The sequence below is a fragment of the Vibrio sp. AK197 genome (assembly GCF_053903115.1).
Genome location: NZ_CP096430.1, coordinates 2,178,204 through 2,199,986, shown reverse-complemented (window position 1 = coordinate 2,199,986; position 21,783 = coordinate 2,178,204). Strand labels below are relative to the sequence as shown.

The window sequence follows — 21,783 nt, the reverse complement described above, 5'->3', positions numbered from 1 at the left end:
CTTCGCGGCAGGCTGCGCAGGCTGGATTTGTTATGGGATTTATTCAAGCCTATCCTCAGTACCAACTGGGCGGTGAAATGCTCTATTGTTGCCAGTTTGCCTCTCATTTATGGACGCCCAAGCATGAGAGGTTACTGAGCAAACCGGAATATCGTGGTCTACGTTCGGCGGTGAATTCTCGGAAAGCAGAGTTTGTTGCTGGACGCATGGCAGCCCAATGCGCGTTATCATCCATCGGTATCGATGATCATGTGGTGGCTATTGGTCAACACCGTGCGCCGGTGTGGCCAGAGGGAGTGTGCGGCTCGATTGCGCACACTCAGCGTTTAGCCGTCAGTGTTGCAAGGTTTGACGCCGAGCATCAAGGACTCGGTGTTGATGTTGAATCCATGATTGACAGTAAAACAGCCAGTGCAATCAAAACACTACTGGCCAGCGATGAAGAGTATGCACTGTACCATCGTCAACTTGGGAGTGCGGCTCAATTCATTACCTTGCTGTTTTCTGCCAAAGAGAGTGTATTTAAAGCAGTCTATCCTCAGGTTCAGTGCTATTTAGAGTTTCATCATGCCAAGGTGTTATCGGTGACTGACAACCAATTAAGGGTTCGAGTTGAGTGTTCGCAGCTATCGATTGAATTGGATGTGTATTATCAGTGGTTGAACACCACATTGCTTACATTAGCGAAGTGGGCATAGGTTTACTTCAAAGCAAGACTTAGTGGCCGCTAGACCGAAAAACGACAAAAGCCCAGCTAAATAGCTGGGCTTTCTAAATTTGGCTCCCCCTGCGGGACTCGAACCTGCGACATACGGATTAACAGTCCGCCGTTCTACCAACTGAACTAAGGGGGAATTGCTGTAAAGCGGTGCGAATGTTAGCTAGAACACGAAAAGCTGTCAATACTCAGAGCAGAAGAATTGCGAAATTATTTTTGAAAAAAAATCCTTTACTTTCCTGTATGCCTTGCGCGCTAAAGCGTGCATTTACTTATCCACCAAAATTGTGGATAAGTGTGTTGATGAATCTTGCGCAAAATGAATGTTATTCACCACTCACCCTTTAGAGTGAGTGCGTTTTATGTGCGTAACTTTGCTAACTCTTTGTTATCTAATGATATGTTTCATTTTTGCAATCGATTTCAAGTTTAACGCTTAAACGAAACGATCATCATTTACATGATAAAAATAGAAAAATTGTGTATAGGTTGTGGATGAAAGTAGAGGGGGTTTTAGGAGGAGATCCGCTAGGGCGAAGGATAATATCAGAGTAACAAAAGACATTCCAGCCGTATGATCAGTAAAGTGAAAAAAGAGGGTTTAATTTTATTTTGCGCATTTAATCTGTATATTCATACAGAATCCATTCTCGACCCATGTCTGTGTAGAAGGTGACCATGAGTAAAGTATTCGATCTCGTCTCAGACTATCAACCATCAGGGGATCAACCTGCGGCGATTGATAAATTGTTAGATGGCTTAGATTCTGGTCTAGCCCACCAAACCTTGCTCGGAGTGACGGGGTCCGGTAAGACGTTTACCTTGGCCAATGTTATCGCTCAGGCGCAAAGGCCGGCAATTCTGCTGGCTCCGAATAAAACGCTGGCTGCGCAGTTATACGGAGAAATGAAATCTTTCTTTCCGAATAACGCCGTGGAGTATTTCGTTTCCTACTATGACTATTACCAGCCTGAAGCATACGTGCCGACCACAGACACCTTTATCGAGAAAGATGCCTCTGTGAATGCGCATATTGAGCAGATGCGACTCTCCGCCACCAAGGCATTATTGGAGCGTAAAGATGCGATTATTGTTGCCTCGGTGTCTGCAATCTACGGTTTGGGTGATCCTCAGTCTTATCTACAAATGATGCTGCATTTGAGACGTGGTGATGTCATAGACCAACGTGATATGTTACGCCGTTTAGCTGAGCTGCAGTATTCGCGTAATGATGTTGCGTTTGAGCGTGGTCAATTTCGTGTGCGTGGCGAAGTGATTGATATTTTTCCTGCTGAATCTGAGCAAGATGCGGTGCGGGTTGAAATGTTTGATGACGAAGTGGATTGTATCAGTGTGTTTGACCCATTAACGGGGGTGGTAAAGCAACGTGATTTGCCTCGTTACACCATTTACCCCAAAACGCACTACGTAACCCCTCGTGACCGAATGCTGGAAGCGGTGGAGCAGATTAAAAAAGAGCTGCATCAACGTCAGCAATACCTGCGAGATAACAACAAACTGCTTGAAGAGCAGCGCGTGACCCAACGCACTCAATTTGACATTGAAATGATGAATGAGCTTGGGTTTTGCTCAGGGATAGAGAACTATTCACGTTACCTCAGTGGACGCCAAGAGGGTGAGCCGCCACCAACGCTATTTGACTATCTCCCTCAGGATGGTTTGTTGGTAATAGATGAGTCACACGTGACTGTTCCACAAATTGGCGCAATGTATAAGGGAGACCGCTCACGTAAAGAAACCCTAGTCGAATATGGATTTCGCCTGCCTTCGGCGCTGGACAACCGTCCTCTCAAATTTGAAGAGTTTGAAGCGTTAGCACCACAAACGATTTTCGTTTCGGCAACGCCTGGTAATTACGAACTTGAGAAATCCGGTGGCGATGTAGTTGATCAAGTTGTTCGTCCTACCGGATTGCTTGATCCTGAATTAGAAGTGCGTCCTGTGGCAACGCAGGTTGATGATTTACTCTCTGAAATTCGCTTAAGAGCCGCGATTGATGAGCGAGTTTTGGTGACCACGCTGACTAAGCGTATGGCCGAAGACTTGACTGAATATCTGAATGAGCATGATGTGAAAGTGCGCTACCTGCACTCAGACATTGATACCGTTGAGCGAGTGGAAATTATTCGTGATTTGCGCTTAGGAGAGTTTGACGTTCTCGTCGGGATTAACTTGCTACGAGAAGGGCTGGATATGCCAGAAGTCTCGCTGGTGGCCATTTTGGATGCAGATAAAGAAGGCTTCTTGCGCTCTGAACGTTCATTGATTCAGACTATTGGCCGCGCCGCACGTAACCTTAAAGGGAAAGCAATTCTTTATGCGGACTCTATTACCAAATCGATGAAAAAAGCGATGGACGAAACCAATCGCCGCCGAGAAAAGCAGCAAGCGTATAATGAGTCGATGGGCATTGTACCTCAAGCGTTAAAACGTAATATCAAAGATATTATGGAGCTGGGTGATGCAACGAAAGCCAAAAGCCAGCGCAACACCAATAAGCCAGTTCCGCTGTCAAAAGTGGCTGAGTCTTCGCAAACTTATCAAGCCTTCACGCCGCAAGAGCTGGAGAAAGAGATCGCTAAGCTTGAAGCGCAAATGTACAAACATGCACAAGATCTTGAGTTCGAATTGGCCGCAGAGATGCGTGATCAGCTTGAAAAACTGAGAGAGCAATTCATTGTAAATAGTTGATAGTTCTGTTGATTGCGACGCTTAGATAAAAAAATAGCCAATAGTAAACACACTATTGGCTTCATTTTGTGAACATCATATTCACTAACAACGTCAGTTGGCTAGGGACCCGTTAGGGTCTCACTATAGGTATAGCACTATCTGTGCCATTTTCTATGATTTTTTAAGTCATTATTTTTACGGTTTTTTTGCATTTCACTTACTTGAAATTTGCAAAATGCAATGCGTAGTGCGATTATTTGCACAAAATGCAAACTAATTGGCTAGAGTATGCAATCCAACGATCAAAACAAAAAAAACAAATACCTCTTAATGGTTGAGGATACAGCATCTGTTGCGGCGCTGTATCGCTCTTATCTTATGCCGCTCGGCATTGACATCAATGTGGTGGGCAGTGGGCGCGAAGCACTCGACAGTCTAAATGTCCGCACTCCGGATTTGATTCTTCTCGATTTACGTCTCCCTGATATGACCGGGATGGACGTCCTGTATCAAGTCAAATCTGAGCACCCTGATGTACCGGTTATTTTTATGACCGCTCATGGCTCGATTGATATTGCAGTGGAAGCGATGCGTTATGGGGCACAAGACTTTCTCATTAAACCCTGCGAAGCCGACCGTCTGCGTGTAACCGTTAATAATGCGATTCGTAAAGCGACGAAATTGAAGAATGAAGCGGATGATCCGGGTAATCAATCGTACCAAGGTTTCATTGGCAGTAGCCACACGATGCAAGCGGTGTATCGCACCATTGACTCTGCTGCTTCAAGTAAGGCGAGTATTTTTATCACCGGAGAAAGTGGTACCGGCAAAGAAGTATGTGCAGAAGCGGTCCACGCCGCCAGCAAGCGAGGAGACAAACCCTTTATCGCCATCAACTGTGCGGCCATTCCCAAAGACCTGATTGAAAGTGAGTTGTTCGGGCATGTAAAAGGCGCATTTACTGGCGCCGCGACCGACCGACAAGGGGCAGCAGAATTGGCCGATGGTGGCACCTTGTTCCTTGATGAACTGTGTGAGATGGACCTTGACCTGCAAACCAAACTGCTGCGTTTTATTCAAACGGGCACGTTTCAAAAAGTCGGCTCATCAAAAATGAAAAGCGTCGATGTTCGCTTCGTTTGTGCGACCAACCGTGACCCATGGAAAGAAGTACAAGAAGGGCGGTTCCGTGAAGATTTGTACTATCGTTTATATGTCATTCCTTTGCACTTACCGCCTCTGCGTGAGCGAGGAGAAGATGTCATAGAAATTGCATACTCGTTATTGGGTTTCATGTCCAAAGAAGAGGGCAAAAACTTTGTGCGTTTATCCCCGGAAGTCGTTGAACGATTTATTCACTATGAATGGCCGGGTAACGTAAGGCAATTGCAGAACGTGCTGCGCAACGTGGTGGTGTTGAACAACGGTAAGGATATTACCATTGAAATGTTACCACCACCGTTGAATAAACCACACGAAAGAGAAATTCGAGTTCCTATTATGGAGAAAGAAGCTCTTTCCGTGCACGATATTTTTCCATTATGGATGACTGAAAAACACGCGATAGAACAAGCGATAAAAGCGTGTGAAGGCAACATTCCCAAAGCCGCTGGGTATTTGGATGTCAGCCCTTCAACGATATATCGCAAGTTACAAGCTTGGAATATAAAAGAAAAACAGTAGGTATTAATGGAAGTTTTAAATCAGCAAAAGATTGAGCGCCTGAGTGGTGAGATCGGACAAGAAAACGTTCCGGTATTGTTGGACATTTTTTTAGGTGAATTAAATACGTATCTTGAGTCTCTGAACTCCAGCCAAACTCTAGATAAAGGGCAGTATTTAAAAGAAATTAGTCATGCGCTGAAAAGCAGTGCGGCCAGTTTTGGCGCGGATAAGCTCTGCGCTTACGCAGCGGAAGTGGACGCGGCGGCGAAAGCGGGTCAATCGCAAATCGAAGCGACATACGCCGCTTCGATGATCGAACTGTTAGAAACCACAAAAATGCGCTACCAGCAGTTAATCGTTTAATAGACTCTCAATGGCGTTCTTCAGTTTCAACCGGTCATGACGCCAAGCTCGGTTCGGCGACGCCAAATCTTCTGTAATACAGTTCCACTCTGCTAGGTCAGGGTGGGCCTTTTCTCCAAGCACGACATCAATTTTTCTCGCCTTACATGCTCTCTCACACCATTGGAGCTTTTGTTTTGGGGTCATTCTACCTGCAGGACCATATTCAAACGCAAGGTTGGCAACAAACACTAATGTCGCTTTTTGGTTTTGATTAATTGCGTTGGCGATTTCTGGTAGCAGTAGCGGTGGCATGACGCTGGTTAAAAAGCTGCCTGGCCCAAGGATAATGCAATCTGCCTCTTGCAGTGCGACGACGGCTTCACGAGTGGCAGGGACTTCAGGTTCGAGATCCAGTCTTAATAGATCTTGTTCCATTTCATCAACGTTGGTTTCCCCTGTAACCCACTCACCACTCGTTGAGAGCGCACGTAAATCGGACGGGTGTTCTGACATAGGAAGAATATTAACTTCCACGTTGAGCATATCGCGAATCAGGTTGATGGCATCAAGCGGACGTACGGAAAGGTTGTCCAGCGCAGTTAACATCAGATTGCCAAGGTTATGACCATTGAGTTCGCCGGAGCCTCGAAAGCGGTATTCAAACATCATCGAACTGATGGAAGGTTCGGTAATCAGCTGGTTGATACAGTTGCGAGTATCACCCCAAGCGATTCCCCCTTGGCAGTCGCGAATACGACCGGTGGAGCCACCATTGTCGGTTGTGGTGACTATGCCTGTAGCATTTGAGCCAAAGCTGCGCAGCGCCGCAAGCATACGTCCTAGCCCGTGACCACCGCCAATGGCCACTACCTTTTTTGAAGTGTATAAAGGCATAAATTTTTCTTATCGTATTTTCAAAACGCTTATAATTTAGTTTAATTAGATAATAGCTGATACTCATAATGAGGTATTTTGCGCGAAAGGCACGTTTTTTTCGCGATAGAGCTAGAAACACGTACTGTTATTCAGTATTTTTACTATCAGCTGCTGGTCTGAGGGCTAGTTGCCATAACTCCGAGCTTATTTTCGCTAAGTCATTCATTGATATGCGTGATAAGCCAGTGACATTTGATCACAAGGGCTGCATTGGAAATGGTGTTGCCTCCCGTGTTTGGAAAGGTGTTCCGTGGCGCAACAATTCGAAGATAAGTTCAATCGTAAGTTTTATTACTTACGTCTCTCGGTTACAGATGTCTGTAATTTCAAGTGTACATATTGCCTTCCTGATGGTTACAAACCGTCGGGCAAGAAAAATTCATCATTTATAGGCCTTGATGAAATTCGGCGCGTGGTTACTGCGTTTGCCGATTGTGGAACCACCAAAGTTCGAATCACAGGTGGTGAGCCAAGCTTGCGTAAAGATTTTAACCAGATTATTGAAACCGTGGCCCAAACGCCGGGTATACGTAAAGTGGCAACCACAACCAATGGCTATCGAATGGAAAAACAGGTGGCTGACTGGAAAGCGGCGGGGCTGACGCATATTAACGTGAGCGTTGATAGTTTAGATCCGAGTTTGTTTCACCAAATCACTGGCGAAAACAAATTCCATCAAGTGATGGCGGGCATTGAGCGCGCGTTTGAAGTCGGCTACGAGCAAGTCAAAGTGAACGTGGTCTTGATGAAGGACCTCAACCATCATCAATTGCCCCAGTTTCTTGAGTGGATAAAAGATAAGCCGATTCAACTGCGTTTTATTGAGCTGATGCAAACTGGCGAAATGGACGACTTATTTGACCGTCACCATGTCTCCGGTGTGGCGATTCGCAATCATTTGATCGCCAATGGCTGGTTACTCAAGGTACGAGCGGCGAACGATGGTCCCGCTCAAGTGTTTGTACATCCCGACTACCAAGGCGAAATCGGCTTAATCATGCCGTATGAAAAACACTTTTGCGATAGTTGTAATCGCCTTCGCATCTCTGCGCTCGGTAAGTTGCACCTGTGTTTGTTTGGTGAACAAGGGCTAGAGTTACGTGATTTATTGCAACAAGACGAGCAGCATGGTGAGTTGATCGCTCGTATTGAACAGCAACTTCAAACCAAGCGTGTTAGCCACTTTCTTCACGATGGGGATAGTGGCATGACGCCGCATCTTGCCTCTATTGGCGGATAATCTTCTTTTTGCTTCAGTAGCGTTACGTTGCTGAAGCCGCACGATTTAATATGATTTACAGGTGAGCAAATGGGTCACGCAGAAAGCAAATTTCAAGCAGCAAATATTGCGGTATTAACCGTTTCTGATACGCGCACTGAAGAGAACGATACCTCTGGCCAATATTTGGCTGAGCAAGCCAAAGCCGTGGGCCACAACGTGGTGGATAAACAGATTGTCATTGATGATATGTACAAGATTCGCGCCATTGTTTCACAGTGGATTGCCGATGAAGGTGTGCAAGCGGTGATGATTACCGGTGGTACTGGATTCACTTCCCGTGACAGCACCCCCGAAGCGCTCAAACCGTTGTTTGATAAAGAAGTAGAAGGTTTTGGTGAGCTGTTTCGCATGGTTTCGTATGAAGAGATTGGTACTTCAACCATTCAATCTCGCGCGATTGCTGGCTTTGCCAATCACACAGTGATCTTTGCGATGCCAGGCTCTACTGGCGCATGCAAAACAGGCTGGACGAAAATTATTCAGCAGCAACTGGATGCCAGCCATCGTCCGTGTAATTTCATGCCTCATCTTGCCGTATAAGTGAGGAACTATGAGTCAACTGACACACATTAATGCCTCTGGAGAGGCAAATATGGTCGATGTTTCTGCCAAAAATGAAACCGTACGTGAAGCGCGTGCCGAAGCGTACGTGAGCATGGCACCCGAGACGTTAACGCTCATTATCTCAGGTCAACATCATAAAGGTGATGTGTTCGCGACCGCCAGAATTGCAGGTATTCAAGCTGCGAAAAAAACCTGGGATCTTATTCCGTTATGTCATCCGCTATTGCTATCCAAAGTTGAAGTGCAACTCGAAGCGTTGGAAGAGCAAAATCAAGTTCGTATTGAATCTGTCTGTAAACTGGCGGGCAAAACCGGTGTTGAAATGGAAGCATTAACGGCGGCTTCCGTCGCGGCATTAACGATTTACGATATGTGTAAAGCGGTGCAGAAAGACATGGAGATCAGCGGGCTTCGTTTGTTAGAAAAAACCGGCGGTAAATCCGGACATTTCAAGGTGGAGCCATGATTAAAGTTCTTTTCTTTGCCCAAACACGTGAGTTAGTCGGCGTTGACGAAATCGAACTCGAGTCAACATTTGGTGATGTGGAGACACTGCGTGCTCATCTTGCTGAACAAGAAGGTAAGTGGTCACTTGCGCTAGAACAAGGGAAAATATTAGCGGCAGTCAATCAAGCCATTGTGCCGATGGAGACCGAAATCAATGATGGGGATGAAGTGGCTTTTTTCCCTCCTGTAACGGGGGGATAGTATGGACTCTCGTGTGTCTGTTCAACATCCAGACTTTGATGTTGGCAAAGAATATCAATATCTTGCTCAAGGCAGTGCCGCCGGTGCCGTTGTTACGTTCGTTGGTAAAGTCCGTGATATGAACTTGGGTGATAATGTCACCGGTCTGTCTTTAGAGCACTATCCCGGAATGACCGAAAAATCACTGTTATCGATTTGCGATCAAGCCGAGCAGCGTTGGCCACTCTTGGCTGTCCGTGTGATTCACCGAGTGGGCGACTTAGATATTGGCGATCAAATCGTTTATGTCGGTGTCAGCAGTGCGCACCGCCAAGCGGCGTTTGAAGCGTGTGAATTTATTATGGATTATTTAAAAACGCAGGCTCCGTTTTGGAAAAAGGAGCGCACCACCACCCAAACGCGCTGGGTCGAGTCACGTGAGAGTGACCATGATGCGGCAAAGCGGTGGCAAGAGTAGCGTCATTGTTCTCTGCGTGAATGTATCCTAAGGCACTAACAAGACTGTTGGTGCCTTTGTTTTAGGGGGGCACTGGATAGTAAGTATTATGTCGTTACTTTTCGGTAACGTGCCATTGATCTCTTCTATCAAAAAAATCGCTGTTTCCAATTTAGTAAAAACAGCAAATTGGACAACAATTACGTTATCAAAACGACGCACCGGCGTATGAAGGAGATGGCGATGGAATCACCCAAAGTAAAAGATTATATGACCAAGCAGGCGATTACCTTTCGGCCTGATATGTCACTGAGTGCAGCCCTTGAAAAAGTGGTTCGTTCAGAGCATTTAGGCGGTCCGGTTATCGATGAAAAACACAATGTTATTGGTTTTTTATCCGAACAAGACCTGCTGGATAAGTTAGTTAAGGCTTCCTATTTTTGTGAAGATACCAACCTAGTTTCCGAATGCATGCACACCGAAGTGTTGTCGGTCTCACCCGAGACGTCGATACTAGCGCTGGCTGATATGATGAAAATTGGCAAACCGAAAGTCTATCCGGTGGTCGACAATGGTATTCTCGTTGGCATTATTACTCGCCGAGATGTGCTTCGAGCCATCGGTAAGAGTTTGACGACGTGTTTCCAACATCCGGTATAACCTTAATCGACAACGCAATTTCTTGATAAAACGTTTTTATTCTCCACTTTTTTAGCGATTGTCTTGACCTTGGAGTTAACTCCAAGGTCTATGCTGAGCTTAAACCGTGATCAGGAGGCGCGTTTATGTGTACTAAACATCAAGGGTGTTGCTCTGAAACCCCCTCTCAAAAAGCCAAACCCACTCACCAATGTTGTGACAATCACCAGCAAGCGTCATCTTGCTGCTCTCAGCAATCTACGTCCCAATATGGTTGTGAACACCCAGGTTCACACTCAAGTGCTGACCCGAACCAAGAGGATGATGACCCCGACCCCAGTTCGTCTACGCTCCTAACCTACACTTGGCATCTGTTAGGCATGGATTGCCCGTCGTGCGCTCGAAAAATCGAAAGTGCGGTAAGCCGTGTTCGCGGCGTCGAGCAGGCTCAAGTTCTATTTGCGACGGAAAAACTGGTGGTTAAAACGGAATACAGTGGACTTGAACCTGCAGTGGAACAGGCCATTACGCAAAGCGGATTCTCATTTAGTCAAACCGCGGCTTCCTCCCAGACAAATAACACGTCGTTTCCTGAAAAAATAAAGCAGTATCAATACATTATTAGTATTAGTGCCGCGATGTTACTAGGCTTTGTGCTTAATCCTCTGTTGCCAAATCTGAGTCATTGGCTGTTTTTTGTGACCTGTCTGGTTGGGCTTTATCCTATAGGACGTAAAGCACTGCAGTTGGCGTTATCAGGAACGCCATTTGCCATCGAGAGCTTAATGACAGTTGCCGCGCTCGGGGCTCTCTATCTTGGCGAAACGGCGGAAGCGGGCATGGTGCTGGTGTTATTTCTTATCGGCGAAGAGCTGGAAGGTTTTGCCGCAACCAAAGCGCGCAGTGGCGTGAAGGCGTTAATGGCATTGGTGCCTGAAAACGCAACCAAATGGGTGGATGGTGAGCGAGTTGACGTCCCTGTTGCGAGTTTACAGCCGGGAGATCGAATCGAAGTCGCTCCTGGCGGTCGTTTGCCTGCCGATGGCCAGTTAGTGACGTCGTCAGCGAATGTTGATGAGAGTGCGCTTACTGGCGAGTCCGTACCGGTAGAAAAGCTTGCGAATGACAAAGTAATGGCTGGCACGGTGATCGTCGACAAAGTCGTTGAGATTCTAATTACGTCCAAGCAAGGGCAAAATGCGATCGATCGTATTTTGCACATGATCGAAGAAGCCGATACTCGAAAAGCGCCCATAGAACGCTTTTTAGATCGTTTCAGCCGTTGGTATACACCGTTGATGATGTTGGTCGCGCTGCTGGTGATCTTGGTTCCTCCGCTACTGTTTGCTCAAGCTTGGGATACTTGGGTATATCGCGGGCTGGCGACTCTGCTTATTGCCTGCCCATGCGCATTGGTTATCTCTACCCCGGCCGCGATCACGTCTGGACTTGCGGCGGCCTCACGGCATGGTGCATTAATCAAAGGAGGAGCGGCGCTTGAACAGCTCGGTTCTATTGAGCGAATTGCATTTGATAAAACGGGAACATTAACCTTAGGAAAGCCTCAAGTTACGGATATTGAGCCGTTAAATGACAACTTAAATGAGTCACAAGTTCTTCGCATTGCCGCTGGTGTTGAGCAGGGTTCTCGCCATCCGTTGGCAGTGGCGCTGGTCAATCATGCACAGGCACAACAAGCCGATATTCCTGTTGCGACTGAGCAACAAGCACTGGTTGGGCGTGGCGTTCAGGCGCTGGTTGAAGGGCAGCGTTATCAGTTGATTGCCCCGTCCAAGCTGACTGTCGATCATTCACATAAAACGCAATTTGAAGCGCTTGAAGCCCAAGGTAAAACATTGGCGGTATTGGTCGATCAAAATCAGACTCCGCTAGGGCTTGTGGCTTGGCAAGATCAAATTCGCGACGATGCAGCAGCAGCGGTTCAGGCGCTTAAAGCGATGGATATTCAAGCCGTCATGCTGACAGGTGATAACCCAGTCAGCGCCAAAGCGCTCAGTGAACAAATGGGTATTGATTACCAAGCGAACTTGTTACCCGAAGATAAAGTTCGTTGGATTGAGTCGATGAGTTCTAGCCAACGCGTCGCCATGGTTGGTGATGGTATCAATGATGCGCCAGCGATGAAGGCTTCACACATTGGTGTTGCGATGGGTGGGGGGAGTGACGTTGCGTTAGAAACCGCAGACGCGGCGTTAACCCATAACCGTTTAATTGAATTGGCTAATGTTATTGATTTATCCAAAGCAACATCGCGAAATATTCGTCAAAACGTGAGTTTGGCACTTGGCTTAAAGGCCGTGTTCTTAGTGACCAGTTTACTTGGCATCACTGGATTATGGTTAGCGGTATTGGCAGATAGCGGTGCGACAGCATTGGTGACGGTAAACGCGTTGCGTCTACTTCGTTATAAAGCAAAATATCACGCATAACACTTTTATTTGAATGCTTATGAAATGTTGCTTGAGGTGGTTTAGGGGTAAAAGTGTGATGCAAACCGTTTTTATTTGAAATGCGTATAATTGTTACTTTTTTCATTGTGATGTGAATCACTAATTGTTGCGTTTAGGTTGGGTATTGTATACTTAACGCTAATTAATACAGAGTGCGTATAAACAGGCTAAATGTCCAACCTGTAAGCGCGATTAAAGGAGTCCCTTATGTCTCAAGCAGTATTCCATCTTGGAGTCACTGAATCTGATCTCAATGGCGCGACGCTAGCAATTATTCCAGGCGATCCAGCTCGAGTACAAAAAATTGCCGAGCTTATGGAAAACCCAGTTTTTCTTGCCAGTCATCGTGAATACACCTTATACCGCGCAGAGTTAGATGGTAAGTCTGTTGTTGTGTGCTCAACCGGTATCGGTGGCCCATCAACTTCTATTGCGGTTGAAGAACTTGCTCAATTAGGTGTACGTACTTTCCTTCGTGTAGGGACAACAGGAGCGATTCAACCGCACGTAAATGTGGGTGATATGATTGTTTCAACCGGCTCGGTTCGTCTTGATGGTGCAAGTTTGCACTTTGCACCCATGGAGTTTCCAGCGGTTGCTGACTTCGCGGTGGCAACAGCAATGAAAGAAGCGGTCGAAGAAGCGGGCGCGACGGTTCATATGGGGGTCACGGCGTCGAGTGATACGTTCTACCCAGGTCAAGAACGTTACGATACGTTTAGTGGTCGTGTGGTACGTCGCTTCCAAGGTTCGATGAAAGAGTGGCAAGACATGGGCGTGCTGAACTTTGAGATGGAATCTGCAACGCTATTAACTATGTGTGCAAGTTCCGGCTTACGTGCTGGTTGTGTTGCCGGTGTGATTATCAACCGTACTCAAAAAGAAACGCCAGATCACGCGACACTCAAAGAAGCGGAAACTCGCTCCATCAAAGTGGTGGTTGAAGCTGCACGTAAGCTTCTTTAATCATACAGGTTTAAAAAAGAGCTACCCACAGGGTGGCTCTTTTTTTGTTTATGAGTTTATTGCGGGTTTGGGAAGTGGTAAATACAGCGTTTCGGTCAGATCCGAGAGCATTTGATCATAGACTTGGGAAATACTCAGCGATAGTTCGGTCGTCAGTTGATAAAGCTCTTCATTACTCAATTTTATCTCACTGGCATCACATACTTCTCCAAGTTTAAGCAGTGCGTCAGTACAACTTGGTGATGCAATCGAAAGGGGGCTTATCAAGGACAGCTGATTCATTTTTCTTCGCATTTTATCACTGTGATATTTTATCCGCTGCGTGCCCTCATAACTGTTTACATCTTGAATTGAAATGCGTAGTTGGGTCAGCACTTCCATGCTATCAAGCACTTGTTGCCACTGTAGGTGATATTCATCACTGAGGTCTTCTCTGTCTGATTCAATTAACCAAGCCAGGGCGACTTCGTCCATCAAAAATAGGCAATGACGAATGGTTTTTCCATGAATCATCTGATTGCGAGCAACACTGCGATATTGCCATTCCTTAATTAAGCTTTTGAGCTTCAGCTGCAAAATTCGATACATTGCTTTGCTTTCAAATGGCGCGTTGGCGATCAAATGATTACTTTTCTCTATCATCAAATCTTGTAAATGGTTGAGTTCGTCATTGTCAGTTTGACTGTGGATCAGCGCATGATGGCTAATGCGCCGGTGTTGACGGCATAAATAGAGAATCTCTCGTAATACGACTAGGACATCATAGTGTTGTTGCTGAGCACTTTGACGTTGTTTAGACAGATAGACAAGCAGAGCAAGAATGGCGCATGAAAGCAGCAACGAGAGGACAACAAACATAACGACTCACTCCTATAGTCTGATTTACTCGATAATGAGCAAACAATGGAATAATAGAAGCAAACTTTAAGCCAAATAAAATAACTTTATTTAACAGCACCTTACGTGTTTTTCCTTTTGTTTATTGCACTAAATTGGGGCGCTTTGTCTTAAAAAGGACAATGGAAATAAAAAAGCCCTAACCTGGTAAAAGTTAGGGCTTTGTCTTGGTGCAAACCGTAAATTACATTACACGCATACCTGGCTGAGCACCGTCATGTGGTTCCAAAATCCACAGCTCACTGCCACCAGGGCCTGCCGCTAGGATCATGCCTTCTGACATACCAAACTTCATTTTACGAGGTTTCAAGTTTGCAACCACAACCGTGTACTTACCCACTAAGTCTTCAGGTTTGTAGGCCGCTTTAATGCCAGAGAACACTTGGCGCATTTCACCGCCAATATCCAATTGGAATTTCAGAAGCTTATTGGCTTTTGGAACTTCCTCGCAAGAGACTATCTTAGCGATTCGTAAATCAACTTTGGCAAAATCATCAAATTCGATTTCATCCGCAATCGGATCTTTACTCAGCTCCGTTTCTTCGCCAGCCAGTTTCGCTTCTGCTTCTTGTTTCGCGGCCATTTCTGCCGCGGCGTCTTCTTTAGACGCTTCAATCATGGCCTCGATGTTTTTCGGATCGATACGGTTAAATAACGCTTTGAACTTGGTGATTTCATGGCTAACAAGAGGTGTAGCAATGCGCCCCCAAGAGAGTTCCTCGTTTAAGAACGCTTCTGAACGCGCAGCCAGTGCTGGCATTACCGGTTTCAAATAGGTCATTAGCACACGGAATAGGTTAATACCCACAGAGCAGATGTCTTGTAGCTCTTGGTCTTTACCTTCTTCTTTGGCGATGACCCAAGGGGCTTTTTCATCGACATATTGGTTGGCTTTATCGGCCAACGCTGTGATTTCACGAATCGCACGACCAAATTCACGCGCTTCGTACAATTCACCGATGCGCTCTGCTGCTGCAACGAATTCGTTGTACAGTTCTGGCTGCGCAACGTTATCTGATAATTTGCCGTCAAAACGCTTAGCAATGAAACCTGCGTTACGTGACGCAAGGTTTACGATCTTATTCACGACATCCGCATTAACACGTTGAGTAAAGTCTTCTAGATTTAAATCTAGGTCGTCAATGCGGCTGTTCAGTTTCGCAGCGTAGTAGTAACGCAGACATTCAGGGTCTAAGTGTTCAAGGTAGGTGCTGGCTTTAACAAAAGTGCCTTTCGACTTTGACATTTTTGCGCCATTCACTGTGACGTAGCCATGAACAAAAACGTTGTTTGGCTTACGGTAACCAGCACCATCAAGCATGGCTGGCCAGAACAGGCTGTGGAAGTAGACAATGTCTTTACCGATAAAGTGATAAAGCTCAGCGCTGCTGTCTTTGTTCCAATATTCGTCAAAGTTTAAATCATCACGCTTGTCGCACAGGTTTTTAAACGAACCCATGTAGCCGATAGGTGCGTCTAGCCAAACGTAGAAGAATTTGCCTGTTTCACCTGGGATTTCAAAACCGAAGTAAGGCGCATCGCGGGAGATATCCCACTGCTGCAAACCAGACTCAAACCACTCTTGCATCTTGTTGGCGGTTTCATTTTGTAGAGATCCAGAACGCGTCCACTCTTTGAGCATGCTTTCAAACTGCGGAAGATCAAAGAAGAAGTGCTCAGAGTCTTTCATAACAGGTGTGGCGCCAGAGACTGCTGATTTAGGGTCGATCAGATCTGTCGGGCTGTAGGTTTCACCACATGCATCACAGTTATCACCGTATTGATCTTCAGACTTACACTTAGGGCACGTGCCTTTGACAAAACGGTCAGGCAGGAACATCTCTTTCTCTGGGTCAAACAATTGAGAGATGGTACGGCTTGAGATAAAGCCATTTTTCTTCAGTTCCAAATAGATGTGAGAAGCCAGCTCGCGGTTTTCATCGGAGTGTGTGCTGTGGTAGTTATCAAAGCTGATATCAAAACCGGCGAAATCTTTTTGGTGCTCTTCGCTGACTTCAGCAATCATCTGTTCTGGTGTGATACCCATCTGTTGAGCTTTAAGCATGATCGGTGTGCCGTGAGCATCATCAGCACAAATGAAATTAACTGTGTTGCCACGCAGACGCTGATAACGGACCCAAATGTCAGCTTGAATATGTTCAAGCATGTGACCAAGGTGGATCGAACCATTAGCGTACGGAAGAGCACAAGTTACCAACAGTTTCCTTGCAGTAGTATTTCTTGGATCGTTTGCCATACTTAATTTTCGCTTTTCTTGATAGGTATAAAATAAAAGCCAATATTACCCGATCCATGTCTCAACTCCAAGCTGTGAGGGCGATCAATCTTGGTTTGATTGACTAACTGTATTGATGAATTTTTGTGCTAAATCAGCAGGTTTATCTTGGGTGTCGCTATTACGTGACGGCAACCCACTTCAACGACTCATTGTCTCGTTGTCGGAATGGCGTGGTGAAGCATCATCCAGCGCGTTTTTGGGGTTCTGCATACTCTCGCTCAGTGTTAGCATAACGATAACAAGGAGGGGCTATGCACCAATTCACATCCAAACAAGATTTCTGCTCGTGGTTGAATCAATTTGAACATCCATGTCTTATCAATGAGTGGGCTGATCACGCGAATATCGTGACGCTCGATGAACAAGGCGTGTATCAAATCCAATTACCATTTGCGGCCAACGACTTGCCAAGCCAACTGGTTGCGTGGATCGAGCAAGCCAAGCGTGATCAGATTATTGGTGATATTCGTTATGCAGTGAGTTGCCAAATCAAAGCATTGCAGACACAAGTCCAGTCATCCCTGACCAAGGTCAAAAATATCATCGCGGTGACGTCCGCCAAAGGCGGTGTGGGTAAATCGACCACTGCGGTGAACTTAGCGCTTGGCATTGCGCGTTCAGGCGCCAGCGTTGGGTTATTGGATGCGGATATTTATGGGCCATCCGTCCCCATGATGCTTGGCCAGCAAGAGGCAGAACTCGCGGTACGTGATAATAAATGGATGCAGCCCGTTGCTGCGCATGGCATTGTGACGCAATCAATCGGCTTTTTAGTTGATAAGCAAGAGGCGGCTGTATGGCGTGGACCGATGGCGTCTAAAGCGCTTTCTCAGTTACTCAATGAAACTGAGTGGCCGGAGCTGGATTATTTAGTGATTGATATGCCTCCTGGTACTGGTGATATCCAGTTAACGCTGGCACAGCAAATTCCGGTGACCGGAGCGCTGATCGTAACAACGCCACAAGATTTAGCGTTAGCGGATGCACGCAAAGGGGCCAATATGTTTGAAAAAGTCGAAGTCCCTGTGGTTGGGCTGGTGGAAAATATGAGCTACCACGTTTGTAGCCATTGTGGTCATCACGAAGCCATTTTTGGTGAAGGCGGCGCTGCGCAAATGGCGACGGATTACGGCATGGCTCTGCTAGCACAAATACCACTGCATATTGAAATGCGCCAAGATATTGATAATGGCTGCCCAACGGTGACTGCAAGGCCAGAATCACAACATGCCAAGCACTACGTCGAGCTTGCCGACGCGATAACCAGCCGATTATTTTGGCAAGGAAAAGCGAAGCCCGATGAAATCTTGTTCACTATGGTGGATTCTTAATCAAAAGTTTATTTTTGCTTATTGCGTAAGTTATTAACATGTAATCGATTGCTTGACGGATTATTGTTCTATTTCAGGAAAACCTGACATTTTCCGTCATTCGCGACTAGTATCGACGGGGCTGTGCCCCTATAATCAGGCGGTTTATCGAGTTACAGCATCGGGTGCAAGAATAATGTCTGATAAAAATCAGTGCGTCATAGTCGGTATCGCTGGCGCTTCCGCTTCAGGAAAGAGTCTTATCGCGAGTACCATCTATAACGAGCTTCGAGAGAAAGTCGGCGATCATCAAATTGGTGTGATTACGGAAGATTGTTACTACAATGATCAAAGCGACTTGAGCATGGAAGAGCGTGTAAAAACCAACTATGATCACCCGAATGCCTTAGACCATGATCTTTTGTGTGAACACCTTCAGCAATTGATTCGTGGTGAGGCAGTTGAAGTCCCAGAATACAGCTACACAGAGCATACCCGCACATCGAACAGCAGAACATTGACGCCTAAAAAGGTGATTATCTTAGAAGGTATTCTGCTTCTTACCGATCCTCGTTTACGTGACTTAATGCACGCAACAGTCTTTATGGATACACCGTTAGACATTTGTTTGCTGCGCCGTGTTAAACGTGATGTAGAAGAGCGTGGTCGTACAATGGATTCTGTGCTTAAGCAATATCAGGCGACGGTTCGTCCTATGTTCATGCAGTTTATTGAGCCTTCAAAGCAGTATGCGGATATTATTGTGCCACGTGGTGGTAAAAACCGTATCGCGATTGATGTACTAAAAGCTCACATTGCAAGACTTTTGAAAGCTTAACGCGTAACCGCTTTATTTTTTCATTGATAAATGGCACCTTGGGTGCCATTTTTCGTTTTAGAATCCTATTCTTACAGGATCGAGTGAAGTAAGGGAACAGGCGAATGAAGAAACTACTTTTATTCTTAGCGGGCTTAGTGGTTGTGGTGATTATTGCGATTACTGCGCTAGTGGTATTGGTGAATCCAAACCAGTTTAAACCGCTGATTGTTAAACAGGCTAAGCAACAAACTGGCTTGGATTTGGTGATTGAGGGCGACATTAGTTGGCAGTTCTTCCCATCACTCGGATTTGAACTGGGTAAAACAGAGTTGAAGAACCCACAAGGGTTCAGCCAACCGAATCTGTTTAAAGTCGATGCTGTGGGTATCGATGTTTCTGTTATGCCTCTACTCAGTCACCAGTTGGAAATTGGCAGCATTTCGCTCGATGGCGCAGAATTCTACGTCGAAACGTTAAAAGATGGTCGCCGTAATATTGATGCGCTGAGTAAAGCGCAAAATGAAGAAGCCCCTTCGTCTCAAGACACTGCCAATTCACAACCGGAAGAATCTCCCGCTCAAGCGTCATCGTCAGATTCCAATGAGCCTTGGACGATTAATCTCGCTGGGGTGGATATTAATAACGCGATGTTGGAAGTGGATGACAAACAAGCTGGCAGCCTTACCAAGTTATATGATGTCTCGCTGAATCTGTCTGAGTTTGAATTTGACGCATGGACCCACGCCCAGTTTGCTGCCAAAGGGCAAATCAATCAACAAACCTTTTCTGCCCAAGGCCAAGCCGATTTCAAATTGGCGCCTGGATTCAAACAGTATGAATTGCGTCAAGTCAGTGTCGATGCTGAGTACGCTGATGAAAGCAATCATATTGATTCAGCCAAGCTGGAACTCGAAAGCTTTGCGTTTGACCAAGATAATGTACTGAGTTACGCAGTCACAGGACGCGTGGCAGATATGGCGCTTGATCTCTCAGGTCAAGGGAGTGTCGCCGTTGATAGCGAATTGACTCTGGCTCAAGTGAAGACGTTAACATTAAAAGGGGATATTGAAGGCAGTGCGTTGCCTCAGTCACCGATGAACCTCGATATGGCTGCTGATATTCGCTTCGACGTCCAGCAGAACCAACTGGACCTAGAGCTTAATTCACTGAAGGCGAATGATATCGCTCTTGACGGTAATGCCAATGTTACTTTAGGTGATATTCCAAAAATCCGGATTGATTTGCATAGCCCTAATCTTGATGTGGACAGCTTGCTGGCAAGTCAAAATGAAGCGTCTAAGCCTGCATCAAGCAGTAGTGCGGCTTCTGGCGGTGACGGCGGAAACTCTCAATCATCAGCCAGCCAGAGTGAGCCGGACCTTTCTGCACTGAAAACACTCGATGTTCAAGGCAAAGTCAGTATTGATAAACTGAAGGCATCGGGCGCGCATTTAGATAATGTCATCACTCAGTTTTCGGTGAATAAAGGCGTCGCCAAGTTGAACCGTTTGAGCGCTAATTTATATCAAGGCACGGTACAAGCGAGCGCTGAGCTGAATGTCAATAAAACACCAGCAACCTACTCGATCCGCAGCCAAGTGGACAATGTCAAAATTCAGCCACTGTTAGTTGATGTGGCCGACAAAGACATTTTAGAGGGAACTGGGAACATCACGGCCAATCTGACTGGATCAGGTTTAGTGATGGATAAAATCAAGCAAAACCTCAAAGGAACCGTGGATATCGTTTTCAATGATGGTGCAGTGCACGGTATTAACGTTGCGCAATTGATTCGCAAAAATTATGCGCGCATCAAAGGCAAATCCATTGATGACAAACAAGGCGTACAAAAAACTGACTTTAGTGCGGTGTCTTCAACCTTGACGTTGAATCAGGGTAAAGTGTCGACCAACAATTTGTCGATGCAGTCACCGCTTTTACGTATTCACGGCCAAGGGTCTGCGAATTACATCAATGAAACCATCGACTTTCTGATTGATACGTCGATTGTTGGCACGTTAGAAGGCCAAGGCGGCAAAGATATCGATGAACTGCGCGATTTAACGATTCCAATTAATATCTCGGGCTCATGGACGGATCTGAAATACAAGCTGGTGTTTGATGACGTTCTAAAAGAAAAAGCCAAGAAAGAGATCGACCGCGGTTTAGAAAAGCTAGATAAGAAACTTGACGATAAAATTAAAGATGAAAAAACCAAAGAGGCGGTTAACAATCTGCTCAAGGGGTTATTTAATTAATGTTTTGATTAACTCATGTCCTGACATTGTGGTCATGGATATAACGTGAAAAAAGAGGCTTGGATAACAAGCCTCTTTTTTATTTGGGATTGGAAGCGTGACTACCAATCAATGCCTTTTTGCGCTTTGATGCCAGCTTGAAATGCGTGTTTCACGTTTTTAACTTCAGAGACCGTGTCGGCTAATTCAACCAATTCCCGATGTGCGGCGCGTCCGGTAATGATCACGGTTTGCATTGGTGGACGCTGTTTCAGTGCATCAATCACTTCCTGAAGTTCGATATAGCCGTAGTTCACCATGTAAGTCAGTTCATCAAACAATAGGACATTTAATGATTCGTCTTGCAGCATGCGTTGACACTCTTTCCACACTTGTTGAGCTGCTGCTGTGTCGGTTTCCTTATTTTGGGTCTCCCAAGTGAAACCCGTTGCCATAACTTGAAACTCGACGCCCAATTTATCCAGTACATTACGTTCGCCATTATCCCAAGTCCCTTTGATAAACTGAGCAACCGCGCACTTCAGACCATGACCGACGGCGCGAGTAATGGTGCCAAAGCCAGACGTGGATTTACCTTTGCCATTACCGGTAATGATCAGTACTAAGCCTTTCTCTTCGGTTGCTGCCGCGATTTTCGCATCGACTTGTTCCTTCACTTTTTGCTGGCGAGCTTTATGACGCTCTTGCTGGTGGTTGTGCGCTGACATCTTTCTTTCCTTTGTATTAATAATATGTTGCGAATGATAACGAAAAATCTCACCTGATGGCTAATCTG

The 21,783-nt window shown here is 45.9% G+C and carries 19 protein-coding genes, 1 tRNA gene and 1 riboswitch; of the genes, 15 read left to right on the top strand and 5 right to left on the bottom strand.

The features are described 5' to 3' along the window. The first annotated feature begins 32 nt into the window (after positions 1–32). A complete protein-coding gene (locus M1D72_RS17275; RefSeq protein WP_456296004.1) occupies positions 33–698 on the top strand; it encodes a 4'-phosphopantetheinyl transferase family protein in 666 nt (221 codons plus the stop codon). 80 nt (positions 699–778) lie between these two features. Here the strand turns inward: M1D72_RS17275 and M1D72_RS17270 are convergent. Further along, a tRNA-Asn gene (locus M1D72_RS17270) sits at positions 779–854 on the bottom strand. 542 nt (positions 855–1,396) lie between these two features. Here M1D72_RS17270 and uvrB point away from each other — a divergent pair. The 3 genes from uvrB to luxU all read left to right on the top strand — a co-directional run bounded on the left by uvrB (position 1,397) and on the right by luxU (position 5,440). Further along, positions 1,397–3,430 (top strand): excinuclease ABC subunit UvrB, encoded by a 2,034-nt coding sequence (gene uvrB / locus M1D72_RS17265; protein WP_456296003.1) that lies wholly within the window; start codon positions 1,397–1,399, stop codon positions 3,428–3,430. A gap of 270 nt (positions 3,431–3,700) precedes the next feature. After that, a complete protein-coding gene (luxO, locus tag M1D72_RS17260; RefSeq protein ID WP_456296002.1) occupies positions 3,701–5,095 on the top strand; it encodes a quorum-sensing sigma-54 dependent transcriptional regulator LuxO in 1,395 nt (464 codons plus the stop codon). Positions 5,096–5,101: 6 nt separating this feature from the next. Then, a complete protein-coding gene (gene luxU / locus M1D72_RS17255; RefSeq protein WP_390189146.1) occupies positions 5,102–5,440 on the top strand; it encodes a quorum-sensing phosphorelay protein LuxU in 339 nt (112 codons plus the stop codon). Here the strand turns inward: luxU and M1D72_RS17250 are convergent. Continuing rightward, the gene (locus M1D72_RS17250; RefSeq protein ID WP_456296001.1) at positions 5,429–6,316 is read right to left on the bottom strand and encodes a YvcK family protein; all 888 of its coding nucleotides are present in this window, start codon (positions 6,314–6,316) and stop codon (positions 5,429–5,431) included. The two genes, luxU and M1D72_RS17250, sit on opposite strands and share 12 nt — an antisense overlap. Positions 6,317–6,482: 166 nt before the next feature. After that, positions 6,483–6,620: riboswitch (molybdenum cofactor riboswitch) on the top strand. Here M1D72_RS17250 and moaA point away from each other — a divergent pair. The 8 genes from moaA (at position 6,609) to udp (ending at position 13,424) form a co-directional block, all read left to right on the top strand. Beyond that, a complete protein-coding gene (gene moaA / locus M1D72_RS17245; RefSeq protein ID WP_456296000.1) occupies positions 6,609–7,598 on the top strand; it encodes a GTP 3',8-cyclase MoaA in 990 nt (329 codons plus the stop codon). It overlaps the preceding riboswitch by 12 nt. Before the next feature lie 69 nt (positions 7,599–7,667). Continuing rightward, entirely contained in the window at positions 7,668–8,180 is a 513-nt protein-coding gene (gene moaB, locus M1D72_RS17240; protein WP_456295999.1) for a molybdenum cofactor biosynthesis protein B, read from the top strand. Between the two features lie 10 nt (positions 8,181–8,190). Next, entirely contained in the window at positions 8,191–8,670 is a 480-nt protein-coding gene (moaC, locus tag M1D72_RS17235; RefSeq protein ID WP_456295998.1) for a cyclic pyranopterin monophosphate synthase MoaC, read from the top strand. After that, positions 8,667–8,912 carry a molybdopterin synthase sulfur carrier subunit gene (gene moaD / locus M1D72_RS17230; RefSeq protein ID WP_456295997.1) on the top strand — a complete coding sequence of 82 codons (246 nt, stop codon included), beginning with the start codon at positions 8,667–8,669 and terminating at the stop codon, positions 8,910–8,912. The genes moaC and moaD overlap by 4 nt, the downstream gene beginning before the upstream one ends. A 1-nt stretch (position 8,913) precedes the next feature. After that, on the top strand, positions 8,914–9,369 hold the full coding sequence (gene moaE / locus M1D72_RS17225; protein ID WP_390189153.1) for a molybdopterin synthase catalytic subunit MoaE: 456 nt from the start codon (positions 8,914–8,916) through the stop codon (positions 9,367–9,369). Positions 9,370–9,591: 222 nt separating this feature from the next. Continuing rightward, the gene (locus M1D72_RS17220) at positions 9,592–10,008 is read left to right on the top strand and encodes a CBS domain-containing protein (RefSeq protein WP_390189154.1); all 417 of its coding nucleotides are present in this window, start codon (positions 9,592–9,594) and stop codon (positions 10,006–10,008) included. A 125-nt stretch (positions 10,009–10,133) separates the two neighbouring features. Next, a complete protein-coding gene (locus M1D72_RS17215; protein WP_456295996.1) occupies positions 10,134–12,437 on the top strand; it encodes a zinc/cadmium/mercury/lead-transporting ATPase in 2,304 nt (767 codons plus the stop codon). Between the two features lie 228 nt (positions 12,438–12,665). Next, positions 12,666–13,424 (top strand): uridine phosphorylase, encoded by a 759-nt coding sequence (gene udp / locus M1D72_RS17210; protein WP_390189156.1) that lies wholly within the window; start codon positions 12,666–12,668, stop codon positions 13,422–13,424. A 48-nt stretch (positions 13,425–13,472) separates the two neighbouring features. Here the strand turns inward: udp and M1D72_RS17205 are convergent, their stop codons facing one another. Together M1D72_RS17205 and metG are read right to left on the bottom strand one after the other, a co-directional pair. Continuing rightward, positions 13,473–14,282: a hypothetical protein gene (locus M1D72_RS17205; protein WP_390189157.1), complete on the bottom strand. Its 810-nt coding sequence runs from the start codon at positions 14,280–14,282 to the stop codon at positions 13,473–13,475. Between the two features lie 223 nt (positions 14,283–14,505). Further along, positions 14,506–16,578 carry a methionine--tRNA ligase gene (gene metG / locus M1D72_RS17200; RefSeq protein WP_456295995.1) on the bottom strand — a complete coding sequence of 691 codons (2,073 nt, stop codon included), beginning with the start codon at positions 16,576–16,578 and terminating at the stop codon, positions 14,506–14,508. A 293-nt stretch (positions 16,579–16,871) separates the two neighbouring features. Between metG and apbC the strand changes: the two genes are divergently transcribed. From apbC to M1D72_RS17185, 3 genes are all read left to right on the top strand, one after another. Further along, entirely contained in the window at positions 16,872–17,951 is a 1,080-nt protein-coding gene (gene apbC, locus M1D72_RS17195) for an iron-sulfur cluster carrier protein ApbC (protein WP_456295994.1), read from the top strand. Positions 17,952–18,126: 175 nt separating this feature from the next. Then, the gene (udk, locus tag M1D72_RS17190) at positions 18,127–18,768 is read left to right on the top strand and encodes a uridine kinase (RefSeq protein WP_390189160.1); all 642 of its coding nucleotides are present in this window, start codon (positions 18,127–18,129) and stop codon (positions 18,766–18,768) included. A gap of 104 nt (positions 18,769–18,872) precedes the next feature. After that, entirely contained in the window at positions 18,873–21,008 is a 2,136-nt protein-coding gene (locus M1D72_RS17185) for an AsmA family protein (protein ID WP_456295993.1), read from the top strand. Between the two features lie 101 nt (positions 21,009–21,109). On the opposite strand, the gene cobO is transcribed toward M1D72_RS17185, so the two are convergent. Then, the gene (gene cobO / locus M1D72_RS17180) at positions 21,110–21,715 is read right to left on the bottom strand and encodes a cob(I)yrinic acid a,c-diamide adenosyltransferase (RefSeq protein ID WP_456295992.1); all 606 of its coding nucleotides are present in this window, start codon (positions 21,713–21,715) and stop codon (positions 21,110–21,112) included. Between the last annotated feature and the right edge of the window lie 68 nt (positions 21,716–21,783).